General features: G+C 45.9%; 13 protein-coding genes. 8 read left to right on the top strand and 5 right to left on the bottom strand.

Going from position 1 to position 13,644, the window contains the following annotated elements:
* Nucleotides 1-179: 179 nt before the first annotated feature.
* The 4 genes from AAFP11_RS18310 to cphA all read right to left on the bottom strand — a co-directional run bounded on the left by AAFP11_RS18310 (nt 180) and on the right by cphA (nt 5,266).
* Entirely contained in the window at nt 180-566 is a 387-nt protein-coding gene (locus AAFP11_RS18310; RefSeq protein ID WP_341738377.1) for a type II toxin-antitoxin system VapC family toxin, read from the bottom strand.
* Nucleotides 563-790, bottom strand: a complete 228-nt coding sequence (locus tag AAFP11_RS18305) for a DUF2281 domain-containing protein (protein ID WP_341738376.1) — start codon at nt 788-790, stop codon at nt 563-565. The genes AAFP11_RS18310 and AAFP11_RS18305 overlap by 4 nt, the downstream gene beginning before the upstream one ends.
* A gap of 50 nt (nt 791-840) precedes the next feature.
* Nucleotides 841-1,917 carry a type IIL restriction-modification enzyme MmeI gene (locus AAFP11_RS18300; protein ID WP_341738375.1) on the bottom strand — a complete coding sequence of 359 codons (1,077 nt, stop codon included), beginning with the start codon at nt 1,915-1,917 and terminating at the stop codon, nt 841-843.
* A gap of 631 nt (nt 1,918-2,548) precedes the next feature.
* The gene (gene cphA / locus AAFP11_RS18295) at nt 2,549-5,266 is read right to left on the bottom strand and encodes a cyanophycin synthetase (protein WP_341738374.1); all 2,718 of its coding nucleotides are present in this window, start codon (nt 5,264-5,266) and stop codon (nt 2,549-2,551) included.
* Between the two features lie 202 nt (nt 5,267-5,468).
* Between cphA and AAFP11_RS18290 the strand changes: the two genes are divergently transcribed.
* A complete protein-coding gene (locus AAFP11_RS18290; protein ID WP_341738373.1) occupies nt 5,469-5,759 on the top strand; it encodes a hypothetical protein in 291 nt (96 codons plus the stop codon).
* 317 nt (nt 5,760-6,076) lie between these two features.
* Here AAFP11_RS18290 and AAFP11_RS18285 read toward each other — a convergent pair whose 3' ends face one another.
* Nucleotides 6,077-6,970 carry a cyanophycinase gene (locus AAFP11_RS18285; protein ID WP_341738372.1) on the bottom strand — a complete coding sequence of 298 codons (894 nt, stop codon included), beginning with the start codon at nt 6,968-6,970 and terminating at the stop codon, nt 6,077-6,079.
* Nucleotides 6,971-7,279: 309 nt separating this feature from the next.
* Between AAFP11_RS18285 and trmD the strand changes: the two genes are divergently transcribed.
* The 7 genes from trmD to larB all read left to right on the top strand — a co-directional run bounded on the left by trmD (nt 7,280) and on the right by larB (nt 13,603).
* Nucleotides 7,280-7,975, top strand: a complete 696-nt coding sequence (gene trmD, locus AAFP11_RS18280; protein WP_341738371.1) for a tRNA (guanosine(37)-N1)-methyltransferase TrmD — start codon at nt 7,280-7,282, stop codon at nt 7,973-7,975.
* Nucleotides 7,976-8,031: 56 nt separating this feature from the next.
* A complete protein-coding gene (locus AAFP11_RS18275; RefSeq protein WP_341738370.1) occupies nt 8,032-8,763 on the top strand; it encodes a Uma2 family endonuclease in 732 nt (243 codons plus the stop codon).
* 301 nt (nt 8,764-9,064) lie between these two features.
* On the top strand, nt 9,065-9,544 hold the full coding sequence (ispF, locus tag AAFP11_RS18270) for a 2-C-methyl-D-erythritol 2,4-cyclodiphosphate synthase (RefSeq protein WP_341738369.1): 480 nt from the start codon (nt 9,065-9,067) through the stop codon (nt 9,542-9,544).
* A 44-nt stretch (nt 9,545-9,588) separates the two neighbouring features.
* A complete protein-coding gene (locus tag AAFP11_RS18265) occupies nt 9,589-10,134 on the top strand; it encodes a hypothetical protein (RefSeq protein WP_341738368.1) in 546 nt (181 codons plus the stop codon).
* Nucleotides 10,112-10,702, top strand: a complete 591-nt coding sequence (locus AAFP11_RS18260; protein ID WP_341738367.1) for a PIN domain-containing protein — start codon at nt 10,112-10,114, stop codon at nt 10,700-10,702. Before AAFP11_RS18265 ends, AAFP11_RS18260 begins: the two co-directional genes overlap by 23 nt.
* A gap of 110 nt (nt 10,703-10,812) precedes the next feature.
* Nucleotides 10,813-12,573, top strand: coding sequence for an ABC transporter substrate-binding protein (locus AAFP11_RS18255; protein ID WP_341738366.1), 1,761 nt, complete (start codon nt 10,813-10,815; stop codon nt 12,571-12,573).
* A 256-nt stretch (nt 12,574-12,829) separates the two neighbouring features.
* Nucleotides 12,830-13,603, top strand: a complete 774-nt coding sequence (gene larB, locus AAFP11_RS18250; RefSeq protein ID WP_341738365.1) for a nickel pincer cofactor biosynthesis protein LarB — start codon at nt 12,830-12,832, stop codon at nt 13,601-13,603.
* The last annotated feature ends 41 nt before the right edge of the window (nt 13,604-13,644 follow it).

Raw genomic sequence — 13,644 nt, 5'->3', positions numbered from 1 at the left:
TAAACGCCCAAAAGATATCCTCACGCTCGATTGAGCAAACGTGAGGAGTTTGGGAACCCTGGAAACAGGGATATTAAGTTGGAAACATCTTAAGAATCCTCGCGCCTTCAGGCCGAGTGAGTGTCAATTTACTCTTTTACAATCGATCGGGTCAATGCCATTGGCGATAATAGTCTAGTTTATGCCCAGAGTCTTTGAACAGCATAAGCATCAAACATTTCATCGCGGCTGACTAAAACTAAAGAATGATTAATGGATTGGGCAATTAAAATGCGATCGAATGGATCGCGATGATGGAATGGTAGGTTGCGAACCCGTACAGTATCCGCAAATGAAATTGGCAGTAACAAGATGCCAGCAGCAGGTAACTGAGCTTCGATGTCTGCATACTCTGCTTGCAGTGTCAGTTTACCAATGCTGATTTTGATGGCAATTTCCCAAAGACTGGCAATACTCAAATAGACTCTATCGGCGGATTCAATCTGCTCATTCAATGCAACTGATAGGTTAGGAGCATTTTCTGAAAACCAAATAAAGGTATGGGTATCGAGGAGCAATGCACTCATTCCATATACTCCTGGAAATCATCTAATGGTGCATCAAAATCATCCGCAAGGGGTAAGACAAACGTGCCTTTCATCATCCCTGCTCGACGTTTCTTTTGAGGAGGATTTATGGCCACCTCATTATTTGCATATTTTGCTGCTAAGAATTCTACATAGTGCAGCACTTCCTGTTTCAGGGAATCTGGTAATTTGACTAAGGTTTCTAGGATTGTGGTTTCTAGCATTAGATCGCCTCTTGCTCGATAAAATTATGATAACAATTGCCAACCGAAACTTACCGATCGCCCAAAGGCTCCATCACCACAGGCTTAACCAAACGTTCCACATACGATCGCGGCGTATAATGCGCCCCCAACTTACTCCTCTCCCGTGTATCCAGCGCCCTTTCCAACAAAGTCCCAAAAATCGCAGGTTCCACATTGCACCAATCCCGCTTCGCCGCCTGTAACAACACTTCCAACTGCGCCTTTGTCAACGCAAACGCCTGGGATTCCGCAAACAATCCGCCATTAAACCGCAACAGTTGGCCATGAAAACCAAAACTCGTCCCCTCATTCATCGCCTCCCAAAGCGCCTCTACCTCCGGCTTAAACATCTTCGGATTGAGAATCCACCGCGTTTCCAGCGCCTGCGTAAACAAATGTTCCTTCAGCAACCCCACATCCTCAGCAAACATGGTGAAAATACAGCGCATCAAAAACTGCGCGACTTGCTGCGGATCGACATTCGCCTCCATCCGCTTCGCCAACTCTGCCAAATCCGCCGCCACTTCCCGCGTCACCCGCGCCGCAATTTTCTCTGGGTTGCACTGCTGCGGATTGCTAAAAATATCGACAAACAGATCGAAAACATCGGCCTTTCGCAACTCTGTCAGCGCAATTTCTCGCCGCGCCCCATAGCCGCCGTAATCGCCACTAAAACCCATCCACAATTCAAAATGATCGCCAATATCGCAAGTTAATAAAAACGGTGGTTTGCTGCTGAGACTGCGCGTATAGGCGATCGCCTGTACAAACGCTTTTTCCATCTCTCGCAAATAGGTATTCGTTCCTCGTTTTGCAGTTCCTTTTTTACTTGTAGTTCCGCCCTGTTTTGCCTCGATTAAAAAATGCTCGGCTTTGTAAAAATCCACAAACCCCGAAGTTACTTTGCCGCTGGGGTGAAAGGTTTTAACATCTTTATCGAAGCAGTAGGGATCGTGTGGAATTCTGCCTTTATCAAAAGGGCGATCGACTCCCAGCGCATCGCACATTTCCGCAAAAAACAACTGGTAGTTTGCGCGTTCGTTACCGCTAGAACCTTCCCAGCGCGTGATGAATGTTTCGACTCTGGTGCGATCGGCTTCATTCATGCTTCAATCCTGCTGCTGGTTTTTCCTAGGACTTATCATATCAAATCTGGTAGCACGACCTATGATATAGAGGACACTCCAAGAGCCCAAAGCGTGTCAACTTAAGGTACAACCGATAGTCCAACCGGGGTTGAAACCCCTGTCTCAAAGCTCAAGTCCTCTCAAGAGGACTGAAGAACTCATTAGTCCTCTTTTAGAGGACTTTCGCTATTAGACAGGGACTTCAGTCCCTGGCGGGCTTTCGGCTTAAGTTGACTAGATTTCAAAAAAAAACAGGTTGGGTTTAATTGTATTAAACCCAACCTATTAATTAAATGAGAATTAAGACTTTAGCCTTGATTCACAACAGATACATTTAACCCGGTAAATCCAGGACTAGGCCAGAATTAGCCGTGTATGGCAAGACGGGTGAAAGCAGCAAGCTCTCCCGTCAAGGAGGTATCTCTCAAAGCTTTCAACGAAATATTGAAAGCGCCATTTAAATCTCTGTCCATACTTTGAACAGGTTTTTGATGTGTATTCTTTCGTTATGTCTACTACAAAACTGCTATATTTAGCAGTCTGATGCTTCAACACTCGATCAACAGTACCAGCTTTTACCTGATTATTCAAGAAGTTTCTAGAAAATCATTTACTTTGCATCAACAGTCGGTTTAAAACTTTCCTGCGACTTTGATTTAACTAAACCATTTTGAACTTCCACAGATTCCTGAATCGGTTTCCGCGCTTCAATTAAACTCAAAGCTTTGGTGACACCTTCAGGTAAAATCACTACCAAACTGCCAGCCGGTGCTTCATCTAAAGCCTTGTTAATCGCAACTGTTTCATCGAGAATCAACTCATATTCAACCTTAGATTGAGCCGCGGTTCGTGCAGCCATAGTCTCTGCAATCCCCTGACAAATTAACTTGGCCACAACACCGGGTTCCCGGCCGCGCCGATCGAGATCTTCCTTGACAATAATGCGATCGAAAATCTCAGCCGAAAGTTTACCCAACAGGACAAAATCCTCATCTCGCCTGTCTCCCGGCGCACCAATTACCCCAATCCGCATTCCATCCCAATTCTGCACGAAACTCCCCAAAGCCTTGTAGCTGTGAGGGTTGTGGGCGTAGTCGAGCAAAGCGTGATATTTACCCAAATTAAACAGGTTCATCCGTCCGGGAGTTTGACCTACCGATGCCTGGAAACTTGACAAAGCCGATCGAATGTCCTCTATTTTCACTCCTTGGGCAAAAGCAGCCAAACAAGCAGCTAAAGCATTGGCAATCATGAACGGTGCCCGTCCGCCCATCGTCAGAGGCACGTTGACAGCCTGCTCAATTCTCAGCGTCCAATCACCCTTCAGGATCGACAAATAGCCATTCTCGTAAATCGCAGCCAGCCCGCCCGCAGCCGTATGTCTTGCCACCAGTTCGTTATCTGGGTTCATGGAGAAATATGCAATTTGAGCCTTGACACTTTGCGCCATTCGTGATACTAGCGGGTCGTCTGCATTCAGGACTGCATAGCCCTTGGGCATCACCGACTCTACCAGCACGCTCTTGAGGGTCGCCAGTTGTTCCACGGTGTCGATGTCGCCAATGCCTAAGTGGTCGGCGGCGACGTTCAAGACGACACCCACATCGCACTGGTCGAATCCCAAGCCCGATCGCAAAATTCCGCCCCTAGCTGTTTCCAGCACCGCGACTTCCACCGTCGGATCGGACAAAATCAACTGAGCGCTTTGGGGGCCGGTATTGTCTCCGCTTTCCACCAAATACTCACCGATGTAAGTACCGTCAGTAGTTGTATACCCAGTAACTTGGCCAGTCTGCTTGACAATGTGGGCCAGGAGGCGAGTGGTGGTAGTTTTGCCGTTTGTCCCCGTTACCGCTAAAATCGGCACCCGACTCACTCCCGGAGAGGGGAACAGCATATCCATCACTGCCCCGGCGACGTTGCGGGGCAAACCTTGACTCGGTGCAACGTGCATTCTGAAACCTGGTGCTGCGTTGACTTCGACGATGACACCATCGACATCGCGCAGGGGTTTTGAGATATCGGCGGTTACGACGTCAATGCCGGCGATGTCCAAACCGATAATTTTGGCAACTCTGGAAAATAACCAGACATTTTCGGGGTGAATTTCGTCGGTGCGATCGACTGCAATTCCCCCCGTACTCAAGTTGGCTGTTGCCCGCAAAAATACTCTTTCCCCCGCTGGTACTACGGAGTCGAGGCTGTATCCTTGTTTTTGCAGCAAATCTAAAGACAATTTATCGATCGTAATCCGGGTCAGAACATTGTCGTGTCCGTCTCCCCGCTGCGGGTCGCTGTTGACTTCTTCAATTAACTGTTCTACGGTTTGTTTGCCGTTACCCACCACGTTAGCTGGGACTCGTTCTGCTACGGCTACGACTTGACCGTTGACTACCAAGACTCTGTGGTCCCTACCTGTGTAATAGCGTTCAATAATGATGCTTTTGGTTTTTGAGGCTGCACTGGCGAGGTCGTAGGCTTCTTCTGCTACTTCCCAGGAATTGATGTCGATGGTGATGCCGCGTCCGTGATTGCCGTCTAGGGGTTTAATCACAATGGGATAGCCGCCCACTTCTTCGATCGCACTTTCGAGTTCATCTAAATAATTAATTACCGTACCTCTAGGCACTGGCACACCAGCACTACCCAGGATATTTTTAGTACCTTCCTTGTCGCAGGCTAGTTCTACTCCCAAAACTCCTGTGCGGTTGCTCAAAGTTGCTTGAATCCGCTTTTGATGAACCCCGTAGCCTAACTGGATCATAAACCTCGCACTCAATTGCATCCAGGGAATGCCACGAGATTCCGCTTCCTTGACCAGTGTTTCGGTACTCGGTCCCAAGGCCGCCGACGCTGCAAAATCTGTGAGGTCTCTTAAATCTTGGGCCAACTCTGTAGATGAGTAAGTGCCGGTACTGACAATGCTCTGGCACAAGCGGACCCCAGCCCTTGCCGCGTAGCGACCTGCTTGTTCGTTTTGATACTCAAGTACCACTTGGTAAATGCCTGGGGTCGAAGTCTCGCGGGTGCGACCGAATCCCGCAGGCATCCCTGCCATTTCCTGAAGTTCTAGGGCGACGTGTTCGATGACGTGTCCCATCATCGTGCCTTCTTTCACACGTTGCAGGAAGCCTCCCTGACGACCTGGGGAACAAAAATGCTCGTACAAACTCGGCAGCACCGCCAGTAAGCCCTCGTAGAATCCCGGAATTTGAGCTGTGGTTTTGTCGGCTAAATCTTCTAAATCTAGACGCATGACGATCAGTTTTTGGCGTCGGATACTCCAATAATTAGGGCCGCGCAAGGTCTGGATTTTTAGTATTTTCATAAAGCCTCGTAGATGTTTGGAAAGCCTAAATTTTGAGTTTGGTGATGAAAAACTACTCAGGGGATTTTCATCGCCATGACTCGACTGCATTTGTAGGAGAGAAACTTTATATCAAGTCCCTGAGCCTTTTGGGTCAATTTTTTGCCAGTTTCTAGGCGGAAATCTGATAGTTTAAATTCCCAGTTTCCAGATACAACAATTATTGAGAAAGAACTTTTTGGTAGCCATCGCCAATCAGTTTAATTCTTCAAAATTTTTTGTGTTCGCCACCAACTCACTTCTGAGGGTGATTCAAATTGAGTTTGTGGCTGTTGAGTATTGCACGGGAAGGATGAGCTTCGCGGGGCAGTTACCATCGGCATTAATTAAACACATTTTGGCGGTGCGATCGAATCCACCCTTAATTTTTGTTTCCGAAGGTTTCTCACCCTGTGGCTGGTTACTGAGCAATGGCAGACAATTACCCTCCCAAAAAAAGGCTTCTAGGAGTTGAGTTTTCCTCAATTTCTGTAAGATGCTGACCACGAAGTTCACATTCCTATTGCAAGGTATCTTTGACTTTATTGGATCATTTATTCAATTTCAAGCCTGAGTCTCCGATAAACTGTTCGCTAAGAACATTTTTGTACTAATTTTTCAGTTATGGCCCACGGAATTGGAGATTTGAGCTGTGAGATGGGCAGATACACATCGATCGGGCAATCTGGCAATCTGGCGTGGGTTTCTGATGTTCCCATAGCTTATCCTCCGTCCTCAATCTTTGGCTACTAATTCATGATTGACGAGCGCGGATGACTATTATTTGCTTTCTTAGTTCGAGGTGCGACATTCAGGAGGCCATCCAGACTCGGCACAAGCCGAAGAGGGCATCGCTTTGCCTAGGGCAATATTGTAACAATCTCCGTGGCAAAGTACGTGCAGGCGCAGATTGAACAGGCTCAAAGGTTCTGTCGCTCCTACGTGAGGCTCGTTGGTGTAAAGCATTTCCCTAGAATCGACAATAGTCACAGTTCCTTTACCGAGAATTTTAATCGTGTCGTCTCCTTCAAAGAGGGCGCAGGTGTCTTCGTCAATACCTAGAGCCAGCAGATCCGGGTGGGAGGAAATCGCCGACAGCAAGCGAGCCATGCGATTTCGGTTGTGAAAATGCTGATCTACAATCACTTCTGGTATAATGTCCAGACCGTTTGCCAAATCTACTAAAGAGCGATTGGGAGAAGCCCCACTGCCACCGCCTGCAATCATGTGATAGCCCATCACCGCAGCCCCAGCACTGGTTCCAGCTAGAGTAATTTTGCCTTCTCTGGCTTCTTTGCGAATTTTGTCCATTACTGGTGTGTCCGCCAGCAACCCGCACAGCCGCAGTTGGTCGCCACCTGTGATAAATACGCCCGTACAGTCTTCTAAGTAATCCTTCCACACGGGGTTTTCGGCCTGTTCGCGTTCCCGGATGTCAACTACTTTGACAGCACTGACACCCATTTCGTCAAAAATGGTGCGGTAGCGGTTGCTAATCCCTTCTGGATCTCGCGAAGCTGAGGGAACGATCGCCAGCCTCGCCTCTGTACCCCCAGAACGGTGAAAAAATGTGTTCAGAATCTCGCGACCGTGAACTTTGTCTTCGGCCCCCCCGATCACCATAATCGAGGTTTTTGTGCGCTGGGAGATGTTTTGTTCAAGGGCTGGAGATGTCAATTGCTGCATGGTGTGTCTTCCTCAGTTAGGTGTGAAATTAAATTTTGCCGTGTTGTGGCTACGATCGGCGTTTTGAAGACTGAATAATTTAGCGTGAGGTTCGATGGAGAATCGCGATCGCCCGCAGTCCTTGGGAAGCTAGTTTAGAAAAGGCACTGTCCTGAAAACAGATAATTTTCATACAAAACGTAGCCCATACACCAAAACATAAAATTTGAGTTGCAAAAATTTTAAGAAATTATGAAGAATAATGCAATTACCGAAAATTGATCGCCATCTAGAGGTGAAACTAGAGTGTGTCAATAAATTTAAAGTATTGTGCGATTTGACGTTGTTACCCTATTTCCAGAATTTTTCTTGGCTCCCCTAGGGTCGGGACTGATGGGCAAAGCCTTAGCTAAAAATATTGCTGAGGTGAATTTTGTCAATCCTCGTGATTTTACCACAGACAAGCACCACCGAGTGGACGACGAACCCTACGGTGGTGGAGTGGGGATGTTGATGAAGCCGGAACCGATTTTTGCTGCGGTGGAGTCCCTGCCAATTTTGCCCAGGCGAGAGGTGATTTTACTGACTCCCCAGGGGGAACCAATGCAGCAGGGGATGTTTCGGGGGTTGGCTGCTGAGTGCGACCAGTTGGTGTTGATTTGCGGTCATTATGAAGGTGTGGACGATCGCGTTTTGGATTTGGTGACTCGCGAGGTATCCTTGGGCGATTTTGTGCTCACCGGGGGCGAAATCCCCGCTTTGGCTTTGATTAATGGGGTTTTGCGCTTGCTGCGGGGAACTGTGGGGAAGGAAGATTCGCTGAAGTTTGAGAGTTTTGAGGACGGGCTTTTGGATTATCCACAGTATACTCGACCCGCAGATTTTCGGGGTTTGAAGGTTCCTGATGTGTTGCTATCTGGGAATCACGCGGAAATTGCGCGCTGGCGTCGGGAACAGCAAATTGAAAAAACGCGATCGCGCCGCCCTGATTTGTATGAACGCTGGTTGCACGAAGGGGGAAAATAGATCGTCTGCTATCCTAAAGAAACACATAAATAACTCAATTTTACCAGCTATAACTTATGTCACTAGCCGTAGAAAAGTTACCAATAGATCTAATTACCGATGATGGCGAACCGATGGAAAGCAATAACCATAGAGTTTCGATGAATGTACTCATCCAATCCCTCAAATATTACTGGCGCGATCGACAAGACTTTTTTGTAGGCGGCAATATGTTTGTCTACTACAGTGCAAACCAAGTCAAAAATCAAGACTTCAAAGGCCCAGATTTCTTTGTTGTCTTAGATGTAGATGGAACCACAAATAGAGATGCTTGGATTGCTTGGGAAGAAGATAGCCGCCTCCCAGATGTGGTAATTGAATTAATGTCTCCCTCAACTGCCGAAGTAGATTTAACCACTAAAAAAGATATCTACGAACGTAAATTAAAAACCCAAGATTATTTTGTCTACAATCCCAAAAATCCCAGTTCTCTAAGAGGTTGGGAATTAATTAATCGTCGATACCAATCCTTATCTCCTAATCAACAAGGGAGATTATATTGTGAATCATTAGGGCTATGGCTGGGCATATGGGAATGTCAAATAGAAAACTCTCAAGGTAATTGGTTGAGGTTCTTTGATAACGATGGAAATTTAGTATTAATGAGAGATGAAGCTGAAACTCAAAGAGCCGAATTAGAGCGACAACAGAAAGAGGAGGCAATACAACAATTAGAAATTGAAAAGCAACAGAAAGAACGGTTAGCTGCCAAGTTAAGAGAGTTGGGTATTGACCCAGATGAAATTTGATTGCTTGGATATTTGAAGTTGGATTTTCCCCATTCCCCATTCCCCATAGGTGTCAACTTAACGTCAAACCGATAGTCCGACAGGGGTTGAAACCCCTGTCTAATAGCTAAAGTCCTCTAAAAGAGGACTAATGAGTTGAACATTCTTCTCTTCAGTCCTCTTGAGAGGACTTTAGCTTTGAGACAGGGGTTTCAACCCCTGTCGGACTCGCGGGCCCACAGACGGACTTGGCGGGCTTTCAGGCTTAAGTTGACACCAATTCCCCATTCCCCATTCCCCATTCCCCATTCCCCATTCCCAAATGAACATTCGCATCGGCAACGGCTACGACATTCACTGCTTAGTGACCGATCGCCCCCTCATCCTGGGCGGCATCAACATTCCCCACGAATTAGGATTATTAGGTCACAGCGACGCCGACGTGCTCACTCACGCCATCATGGACGCGATGCTAGGAGCCCTCAGCTTAGGAGATATTGGCCTTTATTTCCCACCGACTGACCCCAAATGGAAAGGTGCTGATAGTTTAGTTTTGCTAGAACAAGTCAACCAGTTGATATTAGATAAAGGCTGGGAAATTGGCAATATTGATTCTGTAATTGTAGCAGAACGTCCGAAGCTGAAACCGCATATTGAAAAAATGCGCGATCGCCTTTCTAGCGTCCTCAAGCTCAACCCAGACCAAATCGGCATCAAAGCCACCACCAACGAAAAATTAGGCCCGGTGGGAAGAGAAGAAGGCATCGCAGCTTACGCTGTAGTTTTGTTAATGCTAAAATAGTTGTCAGGTTATGACAATTTTCAGCTAATTTAGGATGGAAATCTATGCTTGACGAAAACTTAGAAATCGAAACCCCGATCGATGTTGATATTATCGCCTTAGATAAAGACGATCGGGTAGTCGTGCTCATTGAAGTCAAAATCATTCAAGCTCAAGAACCAGCAGCAAAACAGAGGATTGCTGATTACATGATATCTTGGATGAAAGCTGTGTTAGCGAAGATATCCGAGCAACGCACCATAATTCCCTATGCTATGTTTGTTGACACCGAACAAATTCTGATTTTCAAATGGGACGGAGTAAATTTATCTGAACCTGTTTGTTCTCTAAACACTGGTGAGATACTTCGCCATTATGAGCCTGAATTTGGTAAAAAATGGATATCTGAGCGTTACTTAGAGAGTCTAATCGAATCGTGGCTGCGAGACTTATCATATAACTGGAAATCGGAAATGCCGCCAGCATCAGAACAGATAGCAATCATTGGCTTGTTACAAAGACTGGCTGGTGGAACAACAAAAGCAGGAGTACAACTTGGTCATTTTGTATATAGAGACAAACTTCTTGATGAGTATTGCCACAGGGCGTGACCCTCAAGCAAGTACGTTGCTGAGGCAAACGCCAACATCTGTAAAGTTAACAATACCAAGCATTTGCTACATGGAATCTTTCTCTGCTTTAGAGGACGAAGTGAAGCGACACAACTATTTCAAACAGCAACTTGACAATCAAATCAGCGAGGCTAACCGAGATTTGACCTCACAGCACGCCCAGTCTCTATTTTTCAACTTAGGTCAGTCTAGAACCGACTATGAAAGACGACTCGACGATATAGATTTGCGTCTGCGCGAATCTATTGAGCAGTTGTCTCAAAATGCTGAGATGATTGCCTTAACTGCTAATATGATTCAAGAAAGCTTAAACACAATTATCATCAAAAAAGACCCAACAGACAATTTGATTCTGCACTGTATCCTGAATCATGCCCGCTTGCACCCCACAGAAACCAAAGCATTTCTAAGCGGCAACATCAAAGAATTTCGCCAACTTCCCGAAGTTCAAGATGCTTTGCAACAGGCTGGAGTGGAAAAGTATTTTTCGCGTACTGAAGACTTTCTCGGTTGGCTACAATCTCAGTCATTCGATTTTGGATTTTAGATTTTGGATTTTAGATTGATTCCACGGATAAATCCGGGGGCTTCTACCATCAAGAAATTATTGGTCATAGTTGCACGGAAATGGTATAGTTGAAAATTATGAAAATTTCTATGATGTTACATTCAAAACTGCGATCACTCATAATTTTACTGGCAGCAATTGTTACCATAGCCTTGTCTGCGTGTACTCCGGTGCGATCGCAATTAACAAACAGACTCATCGTCCCCACCCCCAGCGGCCCAGCCACCTTTAACTATCCGCTAAATCAGTCAGCCTACAGCGTTTTTGGCTATCTCAACGAAGGATTGATCAACGAAAACGGTCTGACATCAGAACTAGAACCCGGTTTAGCCGAGTCGTGGGAAGTCTCCAAAGATGGCAAAAAGATTGTCTTCACCCTGCGAGAGGGATTGAAATGGTCTGATGGCGAACCGATGACTACTGATGACATTATCTTCAGCTATGACAAGATTTATTTCAATGATAAAATCCCTAGCGGTTTAAAAGATACTCTCAGAGTTGGGATGAGTCGCCAATTCCCCAAACTCAAAAAAATTGATAGTCGTCGGGTTGAATTTTCCGTAGCAGAACCCTTTGCTCCATTTATTAGATACGCTGGCGGCATACCGATTTTACCAGCTCATATTTTACAGGAATCTGTAGACAATACAGATAGTGAAGGTAAGCCGAAGTTCCTGACTACTTGGGGGACAGATACTGACCCCAAAAAAATTGTCGGTAATGGCCAATATCGAATGTTAAGCTATACTCCTAATCAGCGAGTTGTGTTAGAAAGAAATCCCTATTTTTGGCGTAAAGATACTCAGGGAACAGCTCAGCCCTACATCCAGCAAATAGTCTGGCAAATTATCGAAAATACTGATACTCAACTGTTGAATTTTCGCTCTGGTGATTTGGATAGTCTGGACGTGCAGCCCGAAGTGTTTCCGCTGCTGAAAAGGGAGGAAAAACGCGGTAAATATACGGTATTTAACGGTGGCCCCGACACTGGCAGTGTATTTATGTGTTTCAATCTGAATCAGGGTCGTAATGCTCAAAATCAGCCCTTTGTAGACCCGATTAAATCTCGGTGGTTCGCAACTAAGGAGTTTCGGCAGGCGATCGCCTATGGTATCAACCGCGACGCCATGACTAACAATATCTATCGCGGACTTGGCGCGCCCCTGCATTCCCCAATTCCAGCCCAAAGCCCGTTCTACCTATCGCCAAAAGAAGGATTAAAAACTTACAACTACGACCCCAAAAAAGCCAAAGAATTATTGTTAACTGCTGGCTTCAAGTATAATGATGCAGGGGATTTATTGGATCGGGAGGGGAACAAAGTGCGATTTACTTTATTAATGGCGGCAGGCAAAAAAGTCCGGGAACAAATGGGAACACAAATTAAACAAGATTTAGGCAAGTTAGGGATACAGATTGATACACAATTTCTCAGTTTTAACACTTATGTAGAAAAACTGCGTTTGACTAAAAATTGGGATACCTACCTCGGTGGTTTTACGGGCGGTCTGGAACCGCACAGTGGCTACAATATCTGGTCAGTAAACGGCACTTTACACAGTTTTAACCAGGGACCGCAGGCTGGGGAACCGCCGATTAAGGGCTGGAAAGTGGCTGACTGGGAGCAGAAAATTGATGACCTCTATGTGAAAGCTTCCCAGGAACTGAATGAGCCGAAGCGCAAGGAAATTTATGCAGAAACCCAACGGATTATAGCAGAACAAGCACCGTTTATCTACATGGTGAATCCCTTGACTTTTGAGGCGGTGCGCGATCGCATTTCAGGAGTTCGGTATAGTGCTATAGGAGGCGCTTTCTGGAATTTGTACGAACTAAAAATTACCGAATAGTCATTAGTTATTAGTTATTGGTGATTAGTTATTTGTTAGCTTTTATACCAATTTAATGTGAAGTTGCACATATCTCGATCCCCCTAAATCCCCCTTAAGAAGGGGGACTTTGATAAAAATCTTGTCCCCCCCTTATTAAGGGGGGTTAGGGGGGATCAGATGCTATGCAGCCTCATAAAAAATTGCTATTACCAATGCCCAATGCCCAATGCCCAATTCCCCATTCCCAATTCCCCATTCCCAATTCACAATATTTATGGAACCAGAAATCTTACAAAAATTACTCGAATCTGTGGCCGCTGGTGATATCAGTCCCGCCACCGCTTTAGACAAATTAAAGCATTTCGACTTTGAACAAGTGGGCGATTTTGCAAAAATTGACCACCACCGCAAATTAAGAACCGGTTTCCCAGAAGTAATCTGGGGCCCAGGTAAAACACCAGACCAAATTGTGGAGATTATCCAGGCGATGCGCGGGCGAAACCCTGCGGTGATGGCCACACGAATTGAGCCGGAAGTTTTCGAGCAATTACAACAAAAAATACCCGATTTGTGCTATTATGAAAAAGCTCGAATTTGTGCAATTTCTGATAGTTCTCCAACTTCGCAACATCCAGGTAAAGTAACAATTATTAGTGCAGGAACAGCAGATTTGGCTGTAGCGGAAGAGGCGGCTGTGACTGCCGAACTTTGCGGTTTTCAGGTACAGCGTTTGTGGGATGTGGGAGTTGCTGGCATTCACCGTTTACTGAGTAATCGCCACGTTATTGATGATGCTGATGTATTGATTGCAGTTGCGGGTATGGAAGGTGCGTTGGCGAGTGTGGTTGCTGGTTTGGCAGATTGTCCGGTGATTGCTGTGCCGACAAGTGTGGGTTATGGGGCGAGTTTTGGCGGGATTGCGCCTCTTTTAACTATGCTGAATTCTTGTGCGGCTGGTGTTGGGGTGGTGAATATTGATAATGGGTTTGGTGCGGCAATTTTAGCTTGTCAAATTCTCAGAACCGCTGGCAGAGTTGGGAAAAATTAACAAATAGACCTCGATCATATTCATTGTGGAACAGGCATCCT

Source organism: Microcoleus sp. CAWBG640 (genome assembly GCF_020883015.1).
GTDB lineage: Bacteria > Cyanobacteriota > Cyanobacteriia > Cyanobacteriales > Microcoleaceae > Microcoleus > Microcoleus anatoxicus.
This window is presented reverse-complemented; position numbering and strand designations above follow the sequence as displayed.